Raw genomic sequence first — 24,423 nt, forward strand, 5'->3', positions numbered from 1 at the left:
GGTAACCGGTGAGGAGGCAGGTGATTTTCCGCCGCCCGCAAAAACCACGGGCGTCGAAAAATCACTTGCCTCCTCACCGGCGGCGTTTTGCGGGTCGTTCCGTGCCTATGGCTTGGTTTGTCGGGTTGCTCTGTGCCTGGGCTTGGGGGGAGCTAGTTCTTCTGGACCTGCTGGACCACCTCGAACTCGAGGAGGCTCGCGCCGGACGCCACCGGCTTGGCGCGCTCGCCGGCGTGTGCCTCCTTGGCGCTGCCGTTCGACCAGGCCTGGAACGCCTCCTCGCTCTCCCAACGGGTGTAGACGAAGTAGCGGGTCTCGCCGGCCACCGGGCGCAGCAGTTCGAAGCCGAGGAAACCGGGGGAGTTCTCCACCGCGCCGTGCCGGGCCGCGAACCGCTTCTCCAGTTCGGGGCCGGCGCCCTCGGGGACCTCAATCGCGTTGATCTTCACAACAGCCATACGGTCACGCTACTGCTCGTTCCTGGGGACCCTGGGAACGGCACGGGGGTGCGGGCGGCGTGCTCTGCCCCCCGTACCCCCGGGTGAATCATTGAGCGGGAGTGCCCCGCCCGGCCTTGACCGCGGCGGGGTCGTCGCCCGCGACCGGCTCGGCCGTGCCCTTCCCGGCCTGCAGGGCGTCCTCGGCGCGGGCCTGCTGCGCGGAGCGCTGCGACAGCGGGATCTCGGGCAGGAAGAAGACCACGATCAGCCCGATGATCATGACGAAGAACCCGATCAGGTAGACCACGTGCACGCTGTCGGCGAAGCCGACCTTGAACGGGTGGGCGACCACGTCGGTGAGCCTGCCCAGGAACGACGTGTCGCTGAGACCGGCGCCGCTCATGGCCGCCTTCACGACCTCGCCCTGCGCGGGGTCGGAGGCGATCGCCTGCTGGTACTCCGGCGTCGACCGCGCCGCCGTGTACGCCTTCTCGATGTTGCCGGGCAGCACGTTGAACAGCACCGACAGGAAGACCGCGGTGCCGAGGGTGCCGCCCATCGAGCGGAAGAAGGTGACCGCGCCGGTGGCGGTGCCGATCTGCCGGGGCGAGACCGCGTTCTGCACGGCGGTGATCATCGGCTGCATGTTGCTGCCCAGGCCGAGGCCCATCAGCACCATGACCAGCATGGTCCGCCAGAGCGGGGTGTCCGCGCCGACCAGCGAGAAGAGGAACAGCGAGACGACCATGCAGACGCTGCCGACGATCGGGAAGATGCGGTACCGGCCGGTCCTGGAGATCAGCTGGCCGGAGATGATCGAGCCGGTCATGATGCCGACCACGAACGGGATCATCTGCAGGCCGGCGAGGGTGGCCGAGGAGCCCTTGACGATCTGCAGGTACAGCGGGACGGTCATCAGGCCGCCGAACATCGCCATGCCCAGGATCGTGCTGGCGGTGACACCGACGGCGACCGTGCGCTTGCCGAGCAGGGCCAGCGGCAGCAGCGCCTCGTCCTTGTACGCCCGCTCGGCGAGGACGAAACCGATCAGGCCGACCACGCCGATCACGTAACAGGCGATCGAACGGCCAGAACTCCAGCCCCAGTCGCGGCCCTGCTCGGCGACGGTGAGCAGTGGCACCAGGCCGAGCACCAGAGTGAGCGCGCCGGGCCAGTCGATCCGGTGGTCGACGCGTTGGTGCGGCAGGTGCAGCACCCGGGCGACGACGGCCATCGCGGCCAGGCCGATCGGCACGTTGATGAAGAACACCCAGCGCCAGCCGGCGGTGCCGAGCAACTCGTCGGCGCCGGCGAAGAAGCCGCCCATGATCGGGCCGAGCACGCTCGCCGTGCCGAAGACGGCGAGGAAGAAGCCCTGGTACTTGGCGCGCTCACGGGGCGGCACGATGTCGCCGATGATCGCCAGCGCGAGCGACATCAGGCCGCCGGCGCCGAGACCCTGGACGGCCCGGAACGCGGCCAGCTGCCACATGTTGTCGGAGAGGCCGCAGAGGAACGAGCCGATGATGAAGACGCCGATGGCGAGCAGGAAGAACGGGCGGCGGCCGTAGATGTCGGAGAGTTTGCCGTACAGCGGGGTGGAGATCGTCGAGGTGATCAGGAACGCCGTGGTGGCCCAGGCCTGAAGATCGAAGCCCTGAAGGTCGTCGGCGATGGTCCGGGTCGCGGTGGCCATGATCGTTTGATCGAGCGCGGCGAGGAACATGCCCATCATCAGGCCGCCGAGGATCGTCAGAATCTGGCGATGGGTGAATTCCACCGGCGCCGGTGCCGGCGGGGCTGGATGGCTCACGCAGTCTCCCGTGGGGGTGCTCCCGGGTCGGTGCGCAGCAACGCCTCGACCGCGTCGTTGAACTCTTCGAAAAGATCCGTGAAGGCGGCGATCTGATCGGCGGGCCAATCGGCCAGGGCCCGCGTCAGCATCGCCGCGCGGGCCTCGCGAATCCGCTCGCAGGCGGCCACGCCGGACTCGGTCACGGCCAGGCGTGAGGCGCGGCCGTCCGCCGGATCCGCCTCGCGGCGGGCCAGGCCGGCCTTGACCAACTGGGCGGCCTGGCGGCTGACCGTCGACGGGTCGGCCTGCTTGTGCTCGGCGAGGTCGGTGACTCGCATCGGGCCCATCGCACGCAATGGTGGCAGCAGCATCAGCGCGGAGAACTCGGCGCCGAGATCTCCGGTCTTGAGCATGCCCCGGAATCGCGCGCCCATGCGGACCAAACGCGCGATCTCATCGGCGAGCCGGGTGGATTCCTGTTCGTGCACGCAGTCCTCCGGATCAGGATATGCATGTAGCCTACAACTTGTTGCGTGGTGAACGCATTCGCCATACGCCGGTGGTGAGCGTCTCGGTGTCCTCCAGGGCCGCCGGCACCGGCACGACATATTCCGCCACCAGCTCGAAGAGGCGCTCCGGGAAGAAACCCCGGCCGGGGTCGCCGACCAGCACGGTGGCGCCGGCCCGCTGGAAGCCCCGCAACTCGGTGGTCATCCGCGGGGCCACCGTGGGGCTGTAGAAGACGTCGCCGGCCAGCACCACCTGCGGATCGTCCAGATGGACGGCCAGGGACAGGCCGTTCGCGGACGCGTTGCGGTGCGCGGCCTCCACCGCCGCCGGATCGATGTCGGTGCAGGCCACGGCGGCGGCGCCGCAATGGGCGGCGGCGATCGCGGCCACCCCCGAACCGGTGGCGACGTCGAGCACACGGCGGCCGGCCACCTCGGCCGGGTGGTCCAGCAGATAGCGGGCCAGGGACTGACCGCCGGCCCAGGCGAACGCCCAGAACGGCGGCGGCTGATCGCTGTGGAACTCGCCGCCGGTCAGGTCGAACAACCCGACCGGCTGGGTCACCAGGTACAGCGAGATCTCCGGAACCAGTGGCACCGGCGAGAGGGTGGTAGGCAGCACCCAGTGATTGTCGGTGGTCTACCAGACCGGCTGCGGGTCGCTCGCCATGATCAGTTTGGCGCGGTACTCGGCGCGCGCCTCAGCGGCCCAGGGAGCGTCCTCGTCCTCCAGCAGCGGGCGGGAGGCCAGAACCGCGGCGGCGGCCAGCGGACGGGCGGCCCGGGCCGGCGGACGGCCGGCGGCGGCGGCCAGCAGACCGTCGAAGGTATCCGTGTCGACGTGCACCCGCTCCGCCACCAGGCGGACCCGGCCCCGATGCGTGGTGATCACCGAGTCGTGCCGGCGAGCGTCCGGGTCCAGGTGGTCACGCAGGACCGCCAGGTCGTCCTTCACCGTGGTGGTGGAGACACCCAGCGTGTCGGCCAGTTCCACAAGCGACCGCTCACCCCGCAACGCCAGCAGGGCGAGGAGGCGACGTGGCCGGGCGCCACCGAGGTCGTCCCCGCTCAGGCGGAGGCCACGGGTGCGAACTTCGAGACGGCCGAAGAGCTGGATGTCGTGCATGATCCAAAACTCTGCTGCCCGGGTGGTGCCAGCGGCAAGCCCCAAAGCGAGGGGGGTCAGAGTGTCCGAACGACTGGTCATCACGTCCGCTTGTCGACAACCCGTCGTCAGGCGTACCGGTGGGAAGGCTGTTGGTAGGGAAGGCAGCCCGTCGGGTAATCCTTAGACTGCCCGGAGCCCGCCGGGGGCGCATCGAGGAAGGGTGACGTATGGACAGCGGCGAGACGATCACAGTGCTCGTCGTCGACGGTCACCAGACCTTCGCCGAACTGCTCGGGCATGCTCTCGCAGGTCAGCCCGACCTGCAATGGGTCGGCCACGCGCGGACCGGCGCGGAAGCACTACAGCTCGCGGCCGACCTGCTGCCCAATGTGATCGTGATGGACCCGGAACTGTCCGATGCCGACGGCATCGCCATCGCCGAACTGATCCGGGTCCGCCAGCCCGACTCACGTGTGGTGATCCTCACTGCCAGCGAAGATCAGACACTGGTGCGGCGGGCGACGACCGCCGGAGCGGCCGGCTTCCTCTCCAAGAACGGCGCGCTCGGTGACGTCCTGAACGCGCTGCGCACCGCACACCGCGGCAGCATGACGGTCTCCACCGACATCCTCGCCCGGCTGCTGCGCAGCACCACCCCGCCGGTCGCCGGCCAGCGCGGCAACGCGCTCACCGCGGGCGGGCTGACCCAGCGCGAGGACGAGGTGCTGCAGCTGATGGCGGCCGGGCTGGACGCCCGGGCGGTGGCGCGGCGGCTCGGCATCAGCGTGCACACCTGCCGGGGCTACCAGAAGGCGGTTCTCGCCAAACTGGGCGCGCACAGTCAACTCGAGGCGGTGGCGATCGCCACCCGGCGCGGACTGGTTCGCCCTGACCCGCGGTAAAGCCGCCGGTCACTCATCCGGAAGACCGGTTCCATACGTACCTCCACCGGGGGACACACCATGGGGTGCGCTGCAGGGAGGAATCGCGTGGACCGTACCGCTTCGTCCGGAGCCGGGCAGGGGGAGGAGATCCCTTCCGAGCTGCCGCTTCGGCGGCCGTCGGCCCGGGACTCAGAGGCCGGGGGAGACAGACCGCCCGCGTGGTTCGGAGATCCGAAACCGTCGGACAGCGGATTGATCTCCTCGCCCGGACTCTCCTCGCCCGCCGTCTCCGCACCGCGGGCTTCCAGCGAGCCGATCTCCGCGCCGCCCGAGTTCGGGCCCGCGTCGCCGGCTGGGCCGGGACGGGTCTCGTTCGGCTTCAGCGACGGGCCGATCGGTGGTGCGCGCCCCAGCCGCACCCGTGGCGACGAACCGGACGACCTGCCGCAGCGTCAGCGCGCCGAGGCGGGGCCGTCCGAGACGGGTGAGCTGCCGCGGCGTCAGCGCGCCGAGACCGGGCCCTCGGAGACGGGTGAGCTGCCGCGGCGTCAGCGCGCCGACAGCGAGCCGGCGGCCGGCGGCGACCCTTCCGGGCGCCGTCACGGTGGCCCCTCCAATGAGCTCCCGACAGTGCGCAAGGCGGGAAACGGCACCGAGGAGCCGGCGGCCTTCCCGTCGCGGCCCGATCCGTTCGACGCCGGAAACAGCGCGGCGCCGGGAAACGCCGCATGGCCGGAGCCCTTCAAGACCGGTCCGTCGATGTCGGACAGTGGGCCGCTGCCCGGTCTCGCCACCCCGCCGTGGCCGGAGACCGGCGATGCCGCCACACCCCGTGTCTCCGGCAACGAATGGGAACGCCTGGACGAGCCGGTCGTGTGGGCCGACACCCCGGCCACGGCGCCCACCGGCTCCACGGCGCCCACCGTCCCGGCCGACCGGCCACGGCCCCGGCAGTCCCGGCTGGTCACCGTCGGGATGGCGTTGCTCGGCGTGGTGGCGCTGGCGGCCGTCGCGCTCACCGGCGTCGTCTACTACTCCGGCGGCGACAACCAGATCAGCAACATTCTGGGCGGCGACGACGATGACCCGCGGATCGTCACGGGCCCCCTGAACGACCGGACCCTCGCCACCTTCGAGCTGCTGGCCGCCACGGACCGGGTCCAGGTGCGGATCGCGGACCTCGGCGAGGACCTCTACCGGATCAGCTCACCCGAGGGCACGGGCATCCGTCCCAGCGCCGACGTCCGCGACGATCGGCTGCGGGTGGACGTGACCCGCGACAACGCCGGCACCGGCGGTGAGGTGGAAGTGCTGCTGGCCGCGAAGGTGCGGTGGACCATCCGGTTCTCGGGGTACTCCGCCGAGCGGATCGTCGACCTCAGCGCCGGCCGTATCAAGGGGATCGAACTGGTCGGCGGCACCCGGCGGGCCGAGATGACCCTGGCCCAGGCCGCCGGCACCGTCCCCATGAAGATCACCGGCGGGATCGAGGAACTGACCCTGCGGGCGCCCACCGGAAGCCCGGTGCGGATCAAAGTGGGTGGTGGCGCGGGAACGGTGACAGCCGGTGCGCGGACCCTGCGGGACGTGGCGCCCGGATCGACGCTCACCCCGAAGGACTGGACCACCGGCAACCGTTACGACATCGACGCGGTTGCGCCGGTCACTCTGCTGACGGTCAGGACAGGACGCGCAGGCGAATCGTCTGCTCCATCGCACGAAGCTGGTCGAGCACCTCGTCGCTGTAACCACGGGCGATGTCGGTGATCAGGTAGCCATACTCACCACGGGTGCTGAGCATCTGGCCCTCGACGTTGACGCCGTTCTCGGCGAGGATCCGGTTGACCTGCGCCAGCACGCCCGGGGTGTTCTTGTGCATGTGCACGATGCGGTGCATGCCGGGCAGGTCGGGCAGGGTCACGCCGGGCAGGTTGACGCTGAGCGTGGTGTTGCCCTCGGTCACGAACTTGGCCAGCTTGTTCGCCACGAAGCCGCCGATGTCGGACTGGGCCTCCTCGGTCGAACCGCCGATGTGCGGGGTCAGAATCACGTTCGGCAGACCGCGCAGCTCGGAGAGGAACTCGTCGCCGCGGCCTTTCGGCTCCTGCGGGAACACGTCGACGGCGGCGCCGGCCAGGTGGCCGCTCTTCAGCGCGTCACGCAACGCCAGGTGGTCGACGACGATGCCGCGGGACAGGTTGAGGAACAGACTGCCCGGGCGCATCTTGGCGAACTGGTCGGCGCCGAAGAAGCCGGCGTTGCCGGGGCGCCCGTCGACGTGCATGGTGACGATGTCGCTGGACTCCAGCAGCTCGTCCATGCTCGCGCAGCGGTGCGCGTTGCTCAGCGCCAGCTTGTCGGCGGTGTCGTAGAACGACACCGACATGCCGAGGTTCTCCGCGAGGACGGAGAGCTGGGTGCCGATGTTGCCGTAACCGATGATGCCGAGACGGCGGCCGCGGATCTCGTGCGCGCCGTCGGCCGACTTGTCCCACACGCCGGCGTGCATCAGCGTGTTCTTCTCGGTGAGCCGCCGGGTCAACGCGATGATCTCGGCGATCGCCAGCTCCACCACCGAACGGGTGTTGGAGAACGGGGCGTTGAACACCGCCACGCCACCGGCCGACGCGGCCGCCAGGTCGATCTGGTCGGTGCCGATGCAGAACGCGCCGATACCGACGAGCTTGTCGGCGGCCTCCAGCACCTTCGCCGTGACCTGGGTCTTGGACCGGATGCCGAGCAGGTGGACCCCGGAGATGCGCTCGGTCAGCTCGACCTCGTCGAGCGCGTTACGCAGAGACTCGACCTGGAAACCATCTTCCTCGAGCCGGGACACCGCATCAGGATGGATGCTCTCCAGAAGCAGGACACGCACCTTGGGCTGGTCGATCATCATCTTCCGTTCCATGATTCGGTTGGGCCGCCCGGGCCGCCACGCCGAAGCCCAGTTCACGGGCGTCAAGCCTAGTCCCCCGGCATACCGGGCCCGGTGCGGTGTGCTGGAGGTCCCATCTACCGGTCAACCCCGTAACTGTTACGGGCCGGCTCCGGGTGTGGTTCAGCCCCGTTTCGGGGACCTCGTCCGTTCAGTCACCGAGTGCGTCGCGCAGCCACGGCAGCAGGGCGTCGCCCTGGAACCGCTGGAACGCGCGAACCGTCGGCAGGCCCGGGGGCGGCGGCTGCCGGCAGCTGTGGTGGAAGTAGGCGGCGGCACCGGCGATGACGCCCACCACGACGTCCGGGTCGATGCCGGCGAGCAGCGGGCCGGGATCGCCGCCGTGCACGATCACGTTGATCGCCAGCAGCACGGAGTCGAGCCAGGCCGGGCCGACGCAACCCCAGGGCCAGTCGACGAACACCAGGCGGCCGTCCGGGCGGACCAGGATGTTGTCGGCACGCAGGTCGGTGTGGACCAGCGTCGTCCCGGTGGAGATCGCCACGTTGCCCCGGCCGGCGGCGGCACGCAGCACGCCGAGACGCCGCACGGCCCAGGGATCTAGGTCGTCCGGTGGCCCGGCGGCGAGGTCGTCCCATCGGGCGAAGCTGGGCGCGAGCCGGTCGGCGGCGGTGGACAGGCCCTCGACCGGCGCCGGCGTGAGCGTGGCGGCGAGGTCGCGCAGCGCGGTCGCGGCCGCTGCGATCTCGCTTTCCACCCATGGGGTACGCGGATGCGCGCCGGCCACATCCTCCAGGACCAGCACCACCCACTCGCCGTCGTCGAAGCCGCCCAGCATGCGGGGCGCCGGCGCGTGAGCGGGCAGCGCTGCGGTGATCCGCAGCTCCTGCCTGGCGAGGACGGCCGAGTCCTCGTTGAGAGCCGGGGTGACCGCCTTGACGAACGCCCGCGCGCCGGAGACGGTGCGGACCCGGTCGGCGGTGCCCGGAGAGAAGCCACCGGCCTGGGACTGCGCCGTCACCACCCGGCCGCCACCGATGATCTCCTCGATCTCGTGCCGGACCGGGCCGGGCAGGTCCTCCCAGCCGATGCGTACGCCGCTCGCCACCACCATGCCGGCGATCGTGGCAAACACCGGCAGCCGCGTCGACCGTAATTCCGGCGGCCTGTGGACGGCGGGCCGGGCGGCCGGGAACTGTCATACCCGTTGGTGATGATGCGGGGCATGACCGAAGGACTCACCGGCGGCGCCGGACAGGACTGGCAGGCCACCCTCCGCGAGCGGACCGAGCGGGCGACGCGACGCCGCACCCGGCGGGCCGGCATGCGGCAGGAGGCGGCGCGCCGCCGCGCCCACGGCCTGATCGACCGGCACGCGGCCCGGCTGGCCCGGGCCCGCGCCGCCCCGCGGACCACTCCGGCGACACCGGCCGGATGCGGCCGGTTCCAGGCGATCCCCGCTACTCCTAGCCGGTGACCAGCCGCTTCGTCCCGGCGGTCGCGCCGCGGCCGGGATGGTGCCCGCCTCGCGCGGGAGCCACGGTTCTGTTCGTGGCCGTACCGAGAATCGGGGGTGGGATCCTCATGGGGCCCGGGGGAGGAGCACGGTGACCGTCAGGCCGCCGTCGTCGCGGGCGTCGGCGTGCAGGGTGCCGCGGTGGGCGCCGACGACGGCCCGGACGATGGAGAGGCCGAGACCGGCGCCCGGTGAGGTGAGGCGTTCGCGGCCGTAACGGCGGAAGGGCTCGAACAGGCCGGGGACCTCGTAACGGGGGACCACCGGCCCGGAGTTGCTGACCCGCAGCTCCACCCAGCCGTCGGCGCGGGTGCGGGTCGTCACCCGGACCCAGCCGCCGGCCGGGACGTTGTGCCGGACGCCGTTCTCGATCAGGTTCTGCACCAGGCGTTCCAGCAGCACCGGGTCGCCGAGCACGGCGGCCTCCTCCGGTTCGGTGACGACCTTGACGGTGTCCGAGACGGCGACGTGGTCGACGATGTCGGCCAGGTCGACGTAGGAGCCCTCGGCCACCTCCCGGTCCGAGCGGGCCAGCAGGAGCAGCCCGTCGATGAGCCGGCCGTGCCGCTCGTTGATCGCCAGCAGGGTGGTGCCGAGCTGGCGCACCTCGGGCGAGGTGGTCTCCGGTTCGAGCGCCACCTCGAGCAGGGTGCGGTTCAGGGTGAGCGGAGTCCGCAGCTCGTGCGACGCGTTCGCGATGAAGCGGCGCTGGCCGTCGAGCGACCGGTCCAGCTGGGACAGCATCAGGTCGAACGTGTCGGCGAGCCGTTTGAGCTCGTCGTCGGGGCCGTCCAGGGCGATCCGCTCGTGCAGGCCGCGGTCGGCGGCCGGCGACTCGGCGATGCGCCGGGCCGTCGCGGTGATCTGGTGCAGCGGCTGCAGGATGCGCCCGGCGATCAGCCAGCCCAGCGCGATCGTCGCCGCGCTCACCACGACCAGCGCGATCGCGCCCTGGGTGAGCAGGGTGTGCAGGGCGCCCGCCCGGGTGCCCTCCACCACGTCCTGAAGGTAGATCTCCTCGCCGGGCGGCGGCACCGACCCGGCGGACCTCAGCATCATGGCGCCCTTCCCCGGCGCGTCCCGTTCGACCAGCACGTAGATGACGCCCAGCAGGACCAGGCCGGCCAGGACGAACAGGCCCCCGTAAACGGCGGTGAGCCGGCCGCGCACCGAGAGTCTCATCGGATCCGGTACCCCACTCCGGGTTCGGTCAGCACCACCGGCGGATCGCCGAGTTTGCGGCGCAGTTTGAGGATCGTCATCCGGACCGTGTGGGTGAACGGGTCGGCGTTCTCGTCCCACGCCTTCTCCAGCAGCGTCTCGGCGGAGACCGCGGTGCCGTCGGCCCGCAGCAGCTCCGCCAGGACGGCGAACTCCTTACGCGACAGCGGCACGTAACGGCCGTCGCGGTGCACCTCCCGCCGGTACGGGTCGAGGCTGATCCCGGCCCGGCGCAGGATCGGCGGCGCGGCCGGCCGGGCCCGCCGGCCGAGGGCGGCCACCCGCGCCGACAGCTCCCGGAAGGCGAACGGCTTGGGCAGATAGTCGTCGGCGCCGAGGGCCAGCCCGGTGACCCGGTCGTCGATCCCGGCGGCGGCGGTCAGCATCAGCACCCGGACATCGGCCTTGCGTTCGGCCAGCACCCGGCACACCTTGTCGCCGTGCACCACCGGCACGTCCCGGTCCAGGACCACCACGTCGTAGTCGTTGACGTCGATCCGCTCCAGCGCCGACCCGCCGTCGTAGACGACGTCGACGGCGTGGGCCTCGTGCCGCAACCCCTGCGCGACCGTGTCGGCCAGCAGCGGCTCGTCCTCCACCACCAGGATCCGCATGCCTCCATAGTGGCCCGATCCGGCGTCAACTCGACGTCATCGTTTTCCGTGACGCCCGAGAGACACGACCGTCGCTTCACTTCGACACGTGGCGGCCGGACGGCCGCCGGCGAAGGAGACGACGATGAGGACCAGAACGGTGCTCGTACTCGGCGTACTGCTCGCGGCTACGGTGACGGGCTGCGCGAAGAACTCCGAGAGCCCCGGCGTGGCGACCGCGGCCAGCGGGAATCCGCGGAGCACGGCCGGCCCCACGGCATCGGCCGGCATCGACCCGGACGCGCCTCTCAAGCACGCGAAGTGCATGCGGGAGAACGGCATGAGCTGGTTCCCCGACCCCCAAGGCCCGAATTCGACCATCCGGATCCCGTCGAACGTGGCACCGGAGGACTTTCAGAAAGCCATGCAGGCGTGCCGGCAGTGGGCGCCGGACGGCGGCGAGAAGCCCGAGGCCGACCCGGCGCGCATCGAGATGGCCCGGCAGATGGCCAGGTGCATGCGGGAGAACGGGGTTCCCGGCTTCCCCGATCCGAACCCGGACGGCAGCCTCCACCTCGACGGCGAGAAGATCGGCACCGGCCCCGGCGACCCCACGTTCGACAAGGCCGAGGAGAAATGCTCCCAGTACCGGCCGTCCGGCGCCGTGCAACGTCACGTCGGAGGCCCCGGCACGGCCGGAGGCGGAGCATGAGACGGCGTACGAAGATCGCGGTGGCGGCGGCGCTGACCGCGGGGGCGGCGGCCGCGGCGGTGACGGCCGCCGGGCTTCCGGCGCCGGAGAGCAGCGAGGCCGCCGGCAGCACTCCGCCCGCGGCGACCGCCGACGTGCGCAAGGAGACCCTAGTCGACTCCGAGGACCACGACGGATCTCTGGGGTACGGCCAGACCAGCACCCTGGTCACCAGGATGAGCGGCACGGTCACCCGGCTGCCCGCCACCGACGCCACGGTCAAGAGGGGCGGGGCGCTCTGTCACGTCGACAACGACCCGGTGGTGCTGCTGTACGGGTCGCTGCCCGCCTACCGGGATCTCACCTCCGGCACCGAGGGCGCCGACGTGCTGCAGTTCGAGAAGAACCTGTGGGCGCTCGGCTACCGCGGCTTCACCGTCGACGACGAGTACACGTCGGCCACCGCCGCCGCGGTCGAGGACTGGCAGGACGACCTCGGCCTGCCCGAGACCGGCCGGGTCGAGCTCGGCCGGGTCGTCTACCGGCCCGGCCAGGTCCGTGTCGACTCGCACACGACCACGGCCGGCGCCGCTGTCCAGCCCGGCGAGGAGATGCTGCGGACCACCGGCACCAGCCGGATGGCGATCGTCGAACTGGACATCGGCGACCAGCGGCTCGCCGAGGAGGGCTCGCCCGTCACGGTGACCCTGCCCGACGGAAGGACCGCCGCCGGGAAGATCAGCGAGGTCGAGACGTACGTCGAGGAGGCCGAGAACCCGAACGAGGAGGACGTCACCGGGCTGCGTGTCACCATCACCTTCGACGAGCCGCCGAACGGCATGAACGAGGCCTCCGTCACCGTCGCGTTCACCGCCACCCGGCGGGAGAACGTCCTCACCGTGCCGGTGCACGCGCTGCTCGCGCTCGCCGAGGGCGGCTACGGCGTCGAGATCGTCGACGGCTCGGCCACCCGGATCGTCGCGGTCGAGACCGGCCTGTTCGCGAACGGCCGGGTCGAGGTCTCCGGGGGCGGCCTCACCGAGGGCACGAAGGTCGGGGTCCCGTCATGACCGGCCCGGTGATCGAGCTGGCCGGAGTCACCAAGAGCTACCCGGGCGGGGTGGACGCGGTCCGCGCGGTCGATCTCACCGTCGAGTACGGCGAGCTGATCGCCATCGTCGGACCGTCCGGATCCGGGAAGTCGACCATGCTGCATCTGATCGGCACGCTCGACCGGCCGTCGGCCGGAACCGTCCGCATCGACGGCCACGACGTCGCCACCCTGTCCGACCGCCAGCTCTCCGCCCTGCGGGCCGAGCGGATCGGATTCGTGTTCCAGCAGTTCCACCTCGCTCCCGGGCGGGACGCCGTGGCCAACGTCGCGGACGGGCTGCTCTACGCGGGCGTACCCCGCAGAGAACGGGAGCGGCGGGCGGAGGCCGCCCTCGTCAGGGTGGGCCTCGGTGACCGGCTCGGGCACCGCCCGCACCAACTCTCCGGCGGTGAACGGCAGCGTGTCGCGGTCGCCCGCGCGGTCGCCGGCGACCCGGCGGTGCTGCTCGCCGACGAACCGACCGGCAACCTCGACTCGGTCGCCGGAGCCGGCGTGGTGAACCTGCTGCGCGAGCTGAACGCGGCCGGCACCACCGTGCTGGTGATCACCCACGATCGGGAGATCGCCGGGTCACTGCCCCGGCAGGTGCCGATGCTCGACGGGCGGGTGGTGTGAGATGACCGTCCTGCGACCGGCCCGGCTGCGCCTGCCCGACCTGCTCCGGCTCGGTGGCTCCGGCCTGCGGGCCCGGCCGCTGCGGGCGGTGCTGTCCGCCCTCGGCATCGCGATCGGCATCGCCGCGATGGTGGCCGTGGTCGGCATCTCCACGTCCAGCCGCGCCGACCTGGACCGGGCGCTGGCCGCGCTCGGCACCAACATGCTCACGGTGTCTCCGGGAGACACCATGTTCGGGGAGACCGCCACCCTGCCCGACGAGGCCCTCTCCATGATCAAACGGATCGGGCCGGTCACCGCGGCCACCGCGACCGGCGCCGTGGAGGACACCCCGGTCTACCGCACCGACCGGATCCCCGCCGGCGAGACGGGCGGCCTGGCCCTGCTCGCCGCCCACCTCGACCTGCTGCCGACGGTCGGCGCGCGGATGGCCGACGGCTCCTGGCTGAACGCGGCCACCGCCCGATATCCGGTCGTGGTGCTCGGGGCGGCGGCGGCGCGGCGGCTCGGCGACGTCCCGTCGGTCTATGTCGGCGGGCGCTGGTTCACCGTGGCGGGCGTCCTGGCGCCCGTGCCCCTGGCCCCGGAACTCGACAACGCCGTGCTCGTCGGCTGGGACGCGGCCGAGGAATATCTCGACTTCGACGGGCACGCCACCACCGTCTACACCCGGTCGGTGGAATCGCAGGTCGACAACGTCCGTACCGTGCTGGCGCCGACCGCGAACCCGGAGAGCCCAGACGAGGTCCAGGTCTCCAAACCGTCCGACGCCCTCGCCGCCCAGCGCGCCACCGACGAGACCTTCACCGCGCTGCTGCTCGGCCTCGGCGGCGTCGCCCTGCTGGTCGGCGGCATCGGCGTCGCCAACACCATGGTCATCTCGGTGCTGGAACGGCGAGCCGAGATCGGGCTGCGCCGTTCTCTCGGCGCCACCCGGGGCCAGATCCGCACCCAGTTCGTCGCCGAGTCGCTGCTGCTGTCCCTGCTCGGTGGCGCCGGCGGGGTGCTCGGCGGGTTCGCCGTCACCCTGCTCTACGCCACCACCCAGCAGTGGCCGACGGTGGTGCCGCCCTGGGCGGTCGCCGGCGGGCTCGGGGCGACCCTGGTCATCGGGGCGGTCGCCGGCCTCTATCCGGCGATTCGGGCGGCGAGGCTGGCGCCGACGGAGGCGCTCGCCGTCTGAGTCCGGTCATGCAGCGCGGGGCGGTGACCGCAAATCATCGCCCCGCGCGTTGATCCGAAGTGGGAGCGTTCCCGTACTTGTCTCCGCAGGGTTTCGATCGCCATGTGGGAGAGCGCAGGTCCAATGCACCGTAAAACTGTCGTCGTCGCCGGGCTCGCCGTCACCATGATGGGTGCCGGGATCACGTTCGCCTCCGCTGCCCAGGCGGCCGTGCCCACCGTCAACTGTCCGCAGGTCGCGGTAACCGTGGCCGTTCCCGCCCAGGCCCAGGCCGAGGTGGACAACAATCTGAAGCAACTCGACCAGCAGATCAACGAGGCCAACAACCGGATCGCCTCGAGCGTCGGCCAAGGTGGGGCCAACTTCATCCAGAACGCGATCCTCGGCCCGCTGAAGGACAAACGGTTCGCCACCATCGACCGGATCGAGATCGCGATCTCCCGCAACGCGCCCCGGCCCAACCTCAATGCCGCGGGCCTGGCGGGATGCACCCTCAACGCCAACGGCGGCGCGCCCGCGGTCACCACACCGGCGGCCGCTCAGCCCGGCAACAACCTCGGCATCCTCACCGACAGCTGCGACACCAGCCAGCTCCCGGCGCACGACGGTTTCCAGAAGGGCAACCGGTGTGTCTCGACCGAGTTCGGTGAGGTCGGCGCGGCCGCTCAGAACCCGGCTCTGCTGATCACCAACGCCCCGCAGCAGGTGAACCGTAACCAGCCCTTCACGCTGCAGGTCAGCACCCGCAACCTGATCCGTGACCGCTTCCTCGCGGCCGGCCAGGGCGGTTACTACGTGGAGAGCAGCGTCCTCCAGGGCGGCCTGGTCCGCGGTCACTTCCACACCGCGTGCCGGATCCTGGACAACCAGAACCAGGCCCCGGCCCCCGACCCGGTGCCGGCGTTCTTCGTCGCCACCGAGGACAGCAAGGGCGGCGCCACCCCCGACACGGTCGCCATCCAGGTGGCGGGACTCGCGCAGTCCGGCACCTTCCAGTGCTCGGCCTGGGCGGGCGACGGCTCCCACCGCATCCCGATGATGGAGCGCGCCAACCAGACGCCCGCCCTCGACTCGGTACGGATCACCGTGCGCTAACGCTCGTCGGTGACCCGCTCACGTGGTCGCGGCCTATTTGGTCTCGACCGGGCGGGTCACCGACACCGCTCCACCCATGCACAGCCCCGGCTCCTTGCCGAGCTTCTCCGCGATCTGCAGGCAGCGGGCCACCTGGTCGACACTCGCGTCAGTCCGGGTGATCTCCGCACGCGTCTTCGCGTTCGCCTTGTCGATCTCCAGGTTGCGCGCTTCGAGAATCTTCTGGCCGTACGCGGAGATCGCCTGCGTCGTCGGCTCGTCGTAGCGCGGCGATTCGAACGCCACCGACTTCACCACGATCTCGTCGGCCAGCTCTGTGTTGAGCGCGTTGATCAACGTGTCCTTGTACGTCTTGTTGAGGTCCGGCGCCGGCGCGTCCCCGCTGGTCACATCGACCGAGCCGAGCGGGTCGAAAGACGCGAAGATCGACGTCATGGAACCGTTGATCTGCGGGTTGACCCGCCGCTCCACGAACACCTCGAACCGCGTCTTGTCACCGACCTCCCGGTAGGCCGCCCAGTTCTCCGGCGCCTTCTCCGCTTTCGCCGACCACTCGATCTGCACCGGGATACACGCCCGCCGCTGCGCCGCGATGGTCACCCACACGCACTGGTCACCGAGGTGCGCATACGTCTGACCGGACGCGTCCCACTCGTCGATGCCCTGCCACGGCGCGGTCCACTGCAGGCCGGCGCCGGTGGTACGCCCGGTCGGCTTGTTCCAGCTCGTCACGATGCCCACGTTCCGGGTCGGCACCACCGAGATGGACGACGTCACGATGAACGCCAGCGACAGGAACAGCCCGATGCCGAACGTGGCCCAGGCCGGTCGGCGGACCTTGTCGGTCTTGCTGATGAGCCCGGTGAGGAGCGCGAACAGCGCTACCACGGCGAGAAGAATGCCGAAGACGAACAAAGGAATCAGAACTCCCGCTCACGATGAGCCGCACGGGTGCGCGGCCAGGACCCGGTCCGTCTGATCGCGCGGATCGAGCGGGCCGGGAGTGTTGACGAGATCGCCGGGCGGCGCGAGCGCCTCGCGATAGCGACCAGCGGCGAGAACAGCACACCGAACACCGGATCGGCGATCATGGTGTGACGATATGCCAGCGAGGCGAATCCCACGGCATCGACGGCAGATCCCTCCGGCACGGCCGGCGGCGTACGATCCGGACCGCGAAGGGTGCACCAGATGAGTTCTCTGTCCGCCGCGATGTCCGCGGGCCCGGTCGTGCTGGACGGCGGCCTGGCCACCGAACTCGCCGCGACCGGCCATGACCTGTCCGACCACCTGTGGTCGGCACGGTTGCTGCATGATCGGCCGGACGCGATCGTCGACGCGCACCTGGCCTTCCTGCGCGCCGGGGCACAGGTCGTGATCACCGCGAGCTACCAGGCCACCTTCGAAGGGCTGGCCCAGGCCGGATTCGACGACGAGGCCGCCACCACGCTGATGAGCCGCAGCGTCACACTGGCCCGGCAGGCGCGGCAGCGGGCAGCGGATGCCGGCGTCGGCGGCCCGCGGTGGATCGCCGCGTCGATCGGGCCGTACGGCGCCATGCTCGCCGACGGCTCCGAGTACCGCGGGAACTACGGACTCACCGTCGCCGAACTGGTCCGGTTCCACCGCCGGCGGATGCGGGTGCTGGCCGACGCCGGCGCCGACGTGCTGGCGCTGGAGACCGTTCCGGACGTGGCCGAGGCCGAGGCGATGATCCAGGTGGTCCAGGAGCTGGGAATGCCCGCGTGGCTGTCGTACACGATCGACGGCGACCGCACCCGGGCCGGCCAGTCGCTCGGCGAAGCGTTCCGGCTCGCCGCGGGCGTGAACGAGGTGATCGCGGTCGGGGTCAACTGCAGCGCGCCGGGCGACGTGGCGCCGGCGGTCGCCGTCGCGGCCGAGGCCGGCGGAAAGCCGGTGGTCGTCTATCCGAACAGCGGCGAGACCTGGGACGCCGCCGCTCGCACGTGGACCGGCGAGCCGGGCTGGGGCCGGCAGCCGACGGATTCCTGGATCGGCGCCGGAGCACGGCTGGTCGGAGGATGCTGCCGTGTCACCCCGGCACAGATCGCGGACCTGGCCACACAACTACGGGCGACGTAGCCCTCGCCGGCCGGCACAGTGTCCAACCGTGTCCAAGGCCGTACGAGATTTCCGGTACTCGGCCCCCGGCACCGGCGATGCTCTCCCGCATCCGGATCGGAAACGATCACGAGAAGCATGTGGGGTGACGCAGTGACAGAAGCGGACAGATCCGTGTGGGTCCACGCCGACAACAGCATCTACCACCGCAGGCTGCTGGTGCTGGCCCCGTTCATGGTGGTCGGCGCGCTGCTGTTCGGCGTCCGGCTGGCGATCGGGCGGCCCACCAGTGAGGGGGCCGGCTGGTGGGCGGCGCCGGCGACCCTGATCGGACTCCTGCTGCCGCTGCTGTTCATCGCCGCGCTGCTGATCCTGCGCAGACTCAACGCCTGTCTCGTCTTGGAGAACGGCACTCTGTACGCGTGCAACGCGCTGCGCCGCTGGGTCCGGATCGCCGATGTCGACGACCTCACCGGCCTGCACCCCGTCGACGTCGTGGTCAGCAGCGACCAGTCCCGACCGGATCGCATGGTGATCACCCGGAACGGGCAGCGCCCCTACGTCATCGACACCCGGATCTGGCAGCAGGACGAGATCCGGCTGCTGTGGCGGCGCCTGAAGGTCCCGTGCAGCCGGCCGACCCGCCCGGACTACGCGGAGCTGCGCAAGCTGTTCCCCGGCGTCCGGATGCCCTGGCTGCATGTGCACCCCGGGCCCGTCATCGCGATGGGCTCGCTCGCCACCGTGGCGTACATCGTCCTCGTGGTGCAGCTCGCCTTCGCTGGCTGACCGCGTCGGCGGCGACCTTGTTACCTTGCACCGATGGCCAGGAGGCGATACGTAGCGAGAGGAGTTCCAGGTGGCTACCGCATCTGGGACAACAGGTCGCGCCGCTGGTGGGGCGACCTCTACGAACTGTGCCCCGATGAGTTGCTGGAGGAACTGAACGGGCCCGGCGACCAGGCGAGAATCACCAGCCTGCTCCGCCGCTACCGCGCACAGAGGCGCTAGCGCGCCGCCCGCGCTTGAGAGTCGGAAACTATTCGAGACGCGTACGAAACGTCGCGTGCGATTCCGTGCAGAATGACGTCCTCGTTGACTGTCACAGATCAGGCCTCCCTACCTCGACTCGGCCGGTCGTTTCCCTATCTGTCACGCCATGACAGCGGAGATAGGGTTACCGCCGCCTCGGCGATTCGCTGGCCTGTCTCGGTTCTGAGGTCTTTGAGCGCCGGCGGGTTGTAGAAGGTGCGGTGCTGGTGGCCCATGGACTACATCATCGATCATCGCTGACGCAGCCAATACCGGCTCATCGGCGGTTGAGGTTGAGCCTTGCTGACGTCTGCTCATCCAAGTGATCGAGGAGTCGCGCGGTCTCCGGCTCCTCGGGGCTGAGCGATTCCCGTATTTGAACTACGAGTCGATCAACTCACATCGCAAGATCACCCCGAGGCGTCATGCCAGGTTATTTGCGGCGATGTGTTCATCCCCGCAGAGTTCATTGGATCTTTGAGGCGATCTCCGTGGCGAGGTCGAGACTCCCGGCGGCGACGAACCGTTGCCTCCGGTCCATCGCCTTTGCCACGTCGGTGAAGGAGTCGAAGCCATAGTCGAGCGGCACAGGGTTGCCATCCAGGCCGAGCACCGTGCCGCCAGAGGCGTGCAGGATGTAATGCCCTGGTGCGAGGTCCCAGACGGCGAAGCCCTTGGCGAACTCGATGACGGCTTCGGTCATGCCGGCGGCGACGTGGCAGAGGCTGACAGAGCCGAAATCCACGCCGATCCGGCCTCGGCTTTTGCCGTCTTCGCCCGGCGTGTCCAGCGCCTCCATGAGGTGGGTTTGCTGGGACAGCGGGAGGAAGCGCTCACCCGGCCGCATCAGGAAGTTGGTGACCAGCGACTCCGAGAGCTTCTTCTTCGAGCGTTGCTTCAGCTCAAAGGTCTCTGCGTCCGCGGTGATGACGAAGGCCCGGTCGACACCCTGGTCGTCACGTGCCCCGACGTAGAGCTGAAGGTGATGGAAGATGTCACCAACCACCGCGATGACGGGTTGAGCCGCCTCCCGGCTGTAGACCATGACGTGGGTGTAGCCGAGTAGGCCGCGCACGGCCAACTCGCTGGTGTCGAGCGGGTCGACGAGCACGCAGAGATCGGGATCGGGGTTGTCGCCAATCACCTCGGGTTCGGCTTCCTCGGAGGCGTAGACGAATGAGCCGAGAATGGGCGTCAGGAGTTCGCGATACCGCCCGTGCATCCACAAGTCGTGCTCGGAGAGGAAGTTGTCCTCGTGGCGGAGGTTTTCGCTCTCGCCTCGCTGGCCAGTCAGCGCCGCCTCGATGAGGCGTGGGCGCAGCTCTAGCATCACGCCGCGAACCGTCTCGGCGATCTTCTGAGCGAGCGGTGGGATGTCCTTGGTCTGCTCCATCAGTGCATCTCCAGTCTGGTCAGCGCAGCTCTAACGGTGGCTCGATGCCGGGCGGGCTCATGGTCGCGGCGATGAACACCGCCTCGAAGTTCGCCGCCTGCATGATCTTCGCCCCGGTCAGGTCTTCGAAGCTGTCGACTTCCAAGGAACTGCCCTTGGTCATGGCTCCGAAAACGGCGAAGTACAACTCCGCGCCCGGATAACGCTGGCGCAGCTCGCGAGCAACGAGGCCGACGACGTCGGCATGCTTCACCTCGAAGTCGCAGATCACGATGACGGGCGATTCGACCGACTCGGGGAAGTAGGAGTCCGTGCCGAAGGTGATCTCGTTCTTGGCGCGGTTGCACTTGAGGTAGCCGATCGAGCACCGGTTGAACTGCGCGGACGCCAGGAACGTAGCCATGACCAAGCCAGCCTCGTTCACACCGAAGCAGATGTCCGCGTCCAGCCGGCGTCCCAGGCTCTTGATCTGCCTCATCAGGCGCTGGATGCCGAAGCCCAAGGTGTTCCAGGTCAGGTCGAGTAGTTGCGCCGGGTTGGGGTTGGGCAGCGAGAAGGCGCAGATGGCCGGATTCCCGTTGTCGATCGTGGGGACGTGCAGGTTGAAATCCGGGCCGATGATGTTGTCGGCATCCGGCGAGCCGTCGACGACGCCGTTCCGCACCCGGAGCGAGTCGCTGGTAGCGGGGATCGGTGAACGCTCAAAGGCTGTTTTCAGGGCGAGTTGGTCTTCTACAGGCAGCTTTTCGTAAGCCTCTTGCACTAGGTCGCCGGGCGAGATGACCTCGTCGGCTGTGCTGTGTGGACCGCGTCCGTACGCGGTGGCCAGAATGAGCAGGCTGGCGAACGAGGGTGGAGAGCCCGCGCCGGCGGTGCCGCGTGCCCTTGCCCAGCTCTCCCAGGCGTTGATCGTGGTTCCGCCCAGGGTGGTCTGATTCCCCGCCACCTCGTTGTAACGGGCGGCTGCCTGGTCCTGCGACAGCCCGGCCGCGTAGCGGTACGCCTGGATGCTCGGCAGGTCTTGGTGGCGGTTCATCAACTGGCGAGCCGCCGCATTGACCGAGCCGTACTCGAAAAACAGAGCCTTGCCCTGCCGGGCAAGCTCTCGTCCGCGCGCTTGCGGGGACAGGTTCTGTGCGGTGGCGCCCATGCTGGCCTCTCCATCGCCGAATGCGCGTCTGGAAGTTCACCGGTCGTGACCGCCACGCTACTGTTGCCCACCTCAATGGGCAATCCGCGTCGACCGGCCGTGAACTCGCAGGTCAGTGCCACCCATAGATCCGATGGCGTTCGGACTGTCACGAAGGTGTGCCGGAGCGCCGCTCAGTGCGACTGTTTCTCCACGTTGACCTTCGGGTTGGCGCACCAGGAGCCCCGCTCGCCGTCCCAGCGGAAGAAGCGAAGGCGGCGAGCGGTCATCAACCGAAGGGGGAGGCATGTCGGAGCCGGCGACGCTGCACGTCCCCTCACGACCGTATTGGAACTGTGCGGCATCGGGATGCGGCCAGCCGTGGCCTTGCTCGACGGAGCGAGCGGATTTGCTGCGAACGTTCAGGCATGCGCGCTTGACGCTGCGGATGTACCTGGCCGCGCACATGCAGCAGGCGATCGACGATGCCGTTCGCCATCCGATGGACGTCGACATCGACTTCTGGTCGCGGTTCATGGGATGGGTTCCGGTGAGCATGCGTCCCCCACCCACCGGATCGACGGGCCAGCAACCCGTCCATGAAGTAGCGCAGGACGGCGAGACGCCCGTCACGAGTACGTGCCGCGTGATGGGAGCCGGGCGGGCGTGACAGGTTCCCGTGCTGGTCATGCCCGCTCAGCGCACCCCTGACGTCAGTTCCCCGGATAGGAGAGGCGATGTACCAGGCGATCGTCAGCACGCAGGAGGACATGTTCATCGCCGTACGGCCCGGTCATACGGCGGCCATGCAGCTTCCGTCCGCCTACTACGCCGAACTCGCGGACGGTGCCGACCGCGATGAGTCTGTTCCCGACTGGTTCGCGGACGCGGCGCATCAGGCGTGGGGCATCGAGCTGGACGGGCGGCCCGTCAATGACGTTCTGGTCGTGCGGCCGCCATCGGTCTCACCTGTCACCTACAGCCGGGCGTCCTGGGAGATCAATAAGGGATGCAACTTCTCGTGCGAGCACTGCTACCTGGAGCAACGGCCATTCGCTGGCCTGCCTCTGTCCGAGAAGCTGCGCCTGCTCGACATGCTCCGCGACATGGGCGTCATCTGGTTCGAGATCACCGGCGGTGAACCGCTCATCGATCAAGACTTCGTTCCGGCCTACGAGCATGCACACGCTGCCGGAATGATGATGGAGGTCCTGACCAATGGCTCCCGGCTCTACCGGGACGAGCTGCTGGACGCTTTCATCGCTCGGCGACCGCACAAGATCACGGTGTCGATGTACGGCGCGAGCCCCGAGACGGCCGACGCCCTCACCCAGACGCGCGGCGCGTTCAAGAACGCCTACCGTGGCCTCGTCGCGGCGGCCGGCGTCGGTCTTCCGCTTGAGGTCACGCTGATCGTGACCAAGCACAACGTCGCCGAACTCGACGAGATGCGCGCGATGGTTCGTGAGCTGGGCCTGCCGTTCAAGGAGTACGCCTCGATCTCGCCGACCTACACCGGCAAGGGCACGACCCTGGAGACGCAGGTGCCGAGCCTGATCGGCAAGAGCGACGTCTTCCAGGGCTGCCCGGCTGGGCATACGTCGTTCCATGTCGACCCGCTCGGGTTCACGACCATGTGCAAGGTCGGCCGGGACAACCCCATCAATCTGATCACCGAAGGCCCGGAAGGGCTGTTGCGTCTGCCCGCGATTGCAGACGCCCAGATGCTTCGCACAGGCGGATGCAGCGGTTGCAAGCTCTCGTCCACCTGCCGGGTATGCCGACCCATGGCGCGCGTCTACCAGGAAGCGAAGGCCCCGCTCAGTCACTATTGCCAGCACGGCATGAAGGAGAAGTCATGAGCGCAACCCCCGTGCAGATCCTCAGCCGCCCGCCGCACGCGGGCAACTCCGCCAAGAAGCTGACTCGCAAGACCGAGCCGACCGGGATCGTCATCACCCAGATCGACGCCCTGACCACGGCCAACGAGCGCGGCTGCGGCGACGACAACCCGTACAACTAGTTCGAGAAGGGATCGCCCCGGACGGCCGTCGTGCCATGGCGGCGACCGCCGGGGTCGTCCCGATCCAGGAGAGAACGTGCCTGTCACCCGCATCGCCTACGCCGACCTGCCAGAGCCGGTACGGCACGCCATCGAAGAGATCACCGGCTCTCCGGCCGCTCTGGAACCGGTGAGCGACGGCTTGAACAGTGCGGTTGCGGTCAGGCTGAGCAGCGTCAACGGCGCCTACTTCGTCAAGGCGCTGCCGACTCGGCATCGGTGGGCGTGGACACAAGCGCGGGAGGCTCAGATAGCACCGCACGTTCAGGCCGTCGCGCCAGCGCTCGTCGGGCGAGTCGTCGACCAAGGCTGGGACGTGAACGTCTTCCAAGCCGTGGAAGGGCACCAGGCCGACTACACGCCCGGTTCGTCAGACGTGCCGGTGGTAGCCGACCTTCTCGTGCGGCTCGGTGAGATCCGGTGCCCGGAGATCACTTTGCGACGGGCGGAGCAGCGGCTGAGTGCCTACGCGGATGCCGGCGACCTGCACTACTTCGTCGGAGATGCCTTGCTGCACACCGACCTGAACAACGCCAACGTCATTGTCGGCAAGGAGCGTGCTCGCATCGTCGACTGGGGATGGGCTACCCGAGGTGCTGCATGGCTCGACGCGGCCTACTGGGTTGCCTGGCTGATCGCCGCCGGGCATGCACCCGAAGTCGCCGACCAGTGGGCGGCGCGGGTACCCGCGTGGCGAGCCGCTCCGTCGACTGGCGTCAGGGCCTTCGCGGAAGCGAACGCTCGGCTGTGGGCAGAGATCGGTGGAGCGAGTCCGGACGCCTGGACTCGCCGCCTTGTCGACGCTTCGGAGGCGTGGCGGCAATACGCGCTGATGCGCCGGTTGGCGGCGACCCCGCTCGACAGGGCATGAAGCTGGCAACGCCAGTCGCGCTGGACCGGGTGCGCTGTTCGCGACGGCAAAGAAAGTAGGAGGAGGATCTTGAAATCGCCGGTACCCGCATTGGAAAGCGAAGGCGAACCCCGTTGAAGTGTCGGTCCCGCAGGGACCATCTGCTGGTCACCGGCGATGCCGAAGAGGCCCGAAGGGCCTTTCCAGGCGAACGG

The 24,423-nt window shown here is 69.6% G+C and carries 28 protein-coding genes; 16 read left to right on the plus strand and 12 right to left on the minus strand.

What is annotated here, in order from left to right:
* Positions 1-152: 152 nt before the first annotated feature.
* The 5 genes from QLQ12_RS25555 to QLQ12_RS25575 all read right to left on the minus strand — a co-directional run bounded on the left by QLQ12_RS25555 (position 153) and on the right by QLQ12_RS25575 (position 3,870).
* Positions 153-458, minus strand: coding sequence for an antibiotic biosynthesis monooxygenase family protein (locus QLQ12_RS25555; protein WP_282762985.1), 306 nt, complete (start codon positions 456-458; stop codon positions 153-155).
* Positions 459-546: 88 nt separating this feature from the next.
* Positions 547-2,253: an MDR family MFS transporter gene (locus tag QLQ12_RS25560; RefSeq protein WP_282762987.1), complete on the minus strand. Its 1,707-nt coding sequence runs from the start codon at positions 2,251-2,253 to the stop codon at positions 547-549.
* Positions 2,250-2,723, minus strand: coding sequence for a MarR family winged helix-turn-helix transcriptional regulator (locus tag QLQ12_RS25565; protein WP_282762988.1), 474 nt, complete (start codon positions 2,721-2,723; stop codon positions 2,250-2,252). Before QLQ12_RS25565 ends, QLQ12_RS25560 begins: the two co-directional genes overlap by 4 nt.
* A 31-nt stretch (positions 2,724-2,754) precedes the next feature.
* A complete protein-coding gene (locus QLQ12_RS25570; RefSeq protein ID WP_407651572.1) occupies positions 2,755-3,363 on the minus strand; it encodes a class I SAM-dependent methyltransferase in 609 nt (202 codons plus the stop codon).
* A 21-nt stretch (positions 3,364-3,384) separates the two neighbouring features.
* On the minus strand, positions 3,385-3,870 hold the full coding sequence (locus tag QLQ12_RS25575) for an HTH domain-containing protein (RefSeq protein ID WP_282762990.1): 486 nt from the start codon (positions 3,868-3,870) through the stop codon (positions 3,385-3,387).
* Positions 3,871-4,079: 209 nt separating this feature from the next.
* On the opposite strand from QLQ12_RS25575, the gene QLQ12_RS25580 reads away from it, so the two are divergent.
* Entirely contained in the window at positions 4,080-4,754 is a 675-nt protein-coding gene (locus QLQ12_RS25580) for a response regulator (protein WP_282762991.1), read from the plus strand.
* Between the two features lie 234 nt (positions 4,755-4,988).
* Positions 4,989-6,503 carry a hypothetical protein gene (locus tag QLQ12_RS25585; RefSeq protein WP_282762992.1) on the plus strand — a complete coding sequence of 505 codons (1,515 nt, stop codon included), beginning with the start codon at positions 4,989-4,991 and terminating at the stop codon, positions 6,501-6,503.
* Here QLQ12_RS25585 and serA read toward each other — a convergent pair.
* Positions 6,415-7,632: a phosphoglycerate dehydrogenase gene (gene serA / locus QLQ12_RS25590; RefSeq protein WP_282762993.1), complete on the minus strand. Its 1,218-nt coding sequence runs from the start codon at positions 7,630-7,632 to the stop codon at positions 6,415-6,417. The genes QLQ12_RS25585 and serA overlap by 89 nt on opposite strands.
* A gap of 190 nt (positions 7,633-7,822) precedes the next feature.
* Positions 7,823-8,746 (minus strand): phosphotransferase, encoded by a 924-nt coding sequence (locus tag QLQ12_RS25595; RefSeq protein WP_282762994.1) that lies wholly within the window; start codon positions 8,744-8,746, stop codon positions 7,823-7,825.
* Positions 8,747-8,857: 111 nt separating this feature from the next.
* Here QLQ12_RS25595 and QLQ12_RS25600 point away from each other — a divergent pair, with 111 nt between their 5' ends.
* Positions 8,858-9,109: a hypothetical protein gene (locus QLQ12_RS25600; protein ID WP_282762995.1), complete on the plus strand. Its 252-nt coding sequence runs from the start codon at positions 8,858-8,860 to the stop codon at positions 9,107-9,109.
* Positions 9,110-9,214: 105 nt separating this feature from the next.
* On the opposite strand, the gene QLQ12_RS25605 is transcribed toward QLQ12_RS25600, so the two are convergent.
* Complete coding sequence (locus QLQ12_RS25605; protein WP_282762996.1) at positions 9,215-10,330, minus strand: sensor histidine kinase; 1,116 nt, start codon at positions 10,328-10,330, stop codon at positions 9,215-9,217.
* A complete protein-coding gene (locus tag QLQ12_RS25610) occupies positions 10,327-10,983 on the minus strand; it encodes a response regulator transcription factor (RefSeq protein WP_282762997.1) in 657 nt (218 codons plus the stop codon). Before QLQ12_RS25610 ends, QLQ12_RS25605 begins: the two co-directional genes overlap by 4 nt.
* A 124-nt stretch (positions 10,984-11,107) precedes the next feature.
* Between QLQ12_RS25610 and QLQ12_RS25615 the strand changes: the two genes are divergently transcribed.
* The 5 genes from QLQ12_RS25615 to QLQ12_RS25635 all read left to right on the plus strand — a co-directional run bounded on the left by QLQ12_RS25615 (position 11,108) and on the right by QLQ12_RS25635 (position 15,660).
* A complete protein-coding gene (locus QLQ12_RS25615; RefSeq protein WP_282762998.1) occupies positions 11,108-11,674 on the plus strand; it encodes a hypothetical protein in 567 nt (188 codons plus the stop codon).
* Positions 11,671-12,723 carry an efflux RND transporter periplasmic adaptor subunit gene (locus QLQ12_RS25620; RefSeq protein WP_282762999.1) on the plus strand — a complete coding sequence of 351 codons (1,053 nt, stop codon included), beginning with the start codon at positions 11,671-11,673 and terminating at the stop codon, positions 12,721-12,723. Before QLQ12_RS25615 ends, QLQ12_RS25620 begins: the two co-directional genes overlap by 4 nt.
* Positions 12,720-13,382 (plus strand): ABC transporter ATP-binding protein, encoded by a 663-nt coding sequence (locus tag QLQ12_RS25625; RefSeq protein ID WP_282763000.1) that lies wholly within the window; start codon positions 12,720-12,722, stop codon positions 13,380-13,382. Before QLQ12_RS25620 ends, QLQ12_RS25625 begins: the two co-directional genes overlap by 4 nt.
* A gap of 1 nt (position 13,383) precedes the next feature.
* Complete coding sequence (locus QLQ12_RS25630) at positions 13,384-14,565, plus strand: ABC transporter permease (RefSeq protein WP_282763001.1); 1,182 nt, start codon at positions 13,384-13,386, stop codon at positions 14,563-14,565.
* 123 nt (positions 14,566-14,688) lie between these two features.
* Positions 14,689-15,660: a hypothetical protein gene (locus QLQ12_RS25635; protein WP_282763002.1), complete on the plus strand. Its 972-nt coding sequence runs from the start codon at positions 14,689-14,691 to the stop codon at positions 15,658-15,660.
* 33 nt (positions 15,661-15,693) lie between these two features.
* Here the strand turns inward: QLQ12_RS25635 and QLQ12_RS25640 are convergent, their stop codons facing one another.
* Positions 15,694-16,548 carry an SPFH domain-containing protein gene (locus QLQ12_RS25640; RefSeq protein WP_282763003.1) on the minus strand — a complete coding sequence of 285 codons (855 nt, stop codon included), beginning with the start codon at positions 16,546-16,548 and terminating at the stop codon, positions 15,694-15,696.
* Between the two features lie 63 nt (positions 16,549-16,611).
* Between QLQ12_RS25640 and QLQ12_RS25645 the strand changes: the two genes are divergently transcribed.
* The 4 genes from QLQ12_RS25645 (at position 16,612) to QLQ12_RS25660 (ending at position 18,753) form a co-directional block, all read left to right on the plus strand.
* On the plus strand, positions 16,612-16,758 hold the full coding sequence (locus QLQ12_RS25645; RefSeq protein WP_282763004.1) for a hypothetical protein: 147 nt from the start codon (positions 16,612-16,614) through the stop codon (positions 16,756-16,758).
* A gap of 93 nt (positions 16,759-16,851) precedes the next feature.
* Complete coding sequence (gene mmuM, locus QLQ12_RS25650; RefSeq protein ID WP_282763005.1) at positions 16,852-17,763, plus strand: homocysteine S-methyltransferase; 912 nt, start codon at positions 16,852-16,854, stop codon at positions 17,761-17,763.
* A gap of 132 nt (positions 17,764-17,895) precedes the next feature.
* On the plus strand, positions 17,896-18,531 hold the full coding sequence (locus tag QLQ12_RS25655; RefSeq protein ID WP_282763006.1) for a hypothetical protein: 636 nt from the start codon (positions 17,896-17,898) through the stop codon (positions 18,529-18,531).
* Positions 18,532-18,564: 33 nt separating this feature from the next.
* Positions 18,565-18,753, plus strand: coding sequence for a hypothetical protein (locus tag QLQ12_RS25660; RefSeq protein WP_282763007.1), 189 nt, complete (start codon positions 18,565-18,567; stop codon positions 18,751-18,753).
* A gap of 487 nt (positions 18,754-19,240) precedes the next feature.
* Here QLQ12_RS25660 and QLQ12_RS25665 read toward each other — a convergent pair whose 3' ends face one another.
* Positions 19,241-20,167, minus strand: a complete 927-nt coding sequence (locus QLQ12_RS25665) for an inositol monophosphatase family protein (protein ID WP_282763008.1) — start codon at positions 20,165-20,167, stop codon at positions 19,241-19,243.
* A gap of 19 nt (positions 20,168-20,186) precedes the next feature.
* Positions 20,187-21,317: a hypothetical protein gene (locus QLQ12_RS25670; protein WP_282763009.1), complete on the minus strand. Its 1,131-nt coding sequence runs from the start codon at positions 21,315-21,317 to the stop codon at positions 20,187-20,189.
* Positions 21,318-21,732: 415 nt separating this feature from the next.
* Between QLQ12_RS25670 and QLQ12_RS25675 the strand changes: the two genes are divergently transcribed.
* From QLQ12_RS25675 to QLQ12_RS25690, 4 genes are all read left to right on the plus strand, one after another.
* On the plus strand, positions 21,733-21,966 hold the full coding sequence (locus QLQ12_RS25675) for a hypothetical protein (RefSeq protein WP_282763011.1): 234 nt from the start codon (positions 21,733-21,735) through the stop codon (positions 21,964-21,966).
* Positions 21,967-22,033: 67 nt separating this feature from the next.
* Complete coding sequence (locus QLQ12_RS25680) at positions 22,034-23,158, plus strand: radical SAM protein (protein ID WP_282763012.1); 1,125 nt, start codon at positions 22,034-22,036, stop codon at positions 23,156-23,158.
* The gene (locus tag QLQ12_RS25685; RefSeq protein ID WP_282763013.1) at positions 23,155-23,319 is read left to right on the plus strand and encodes a hypothetical protein; all 165 of its coding nucleotides are present in this window, start codon (positions 23,155-23,157) and stop codon (positions 23,317-23,319) included. The genes QLQ12_RS25680 and QLQ12_RS25685 overlap by 4 nt, the downstream gene beginning before the upstream one ends.
* Before the next feature lie 76 nt (positions 23,320-23,395).
* Complete coding sequence (locus tag QLQ12_RS25690; RefSeq protein WP_282763014.1) at positions 23,396-24,229, plus strand: hypothetical protein; 834 nt, start codon at positions 23,396-23,398, stop codon at positions 24,227-24,229.
* The last annotated feature ends 194 nt before the right edge of the window (positions 24,230-24,423 follow it).

This window comes from Actinoplanes sandaracinus, assembly GCF_030009775.1.
In the GTDB taxonomy this organism is placed as follows: Bacteria; Actinomycetota; Actinomycetes; order Mycobacteriales; family Micromonosporaceae; genus Actinoplanes; species Actinoplanes sandaracinus.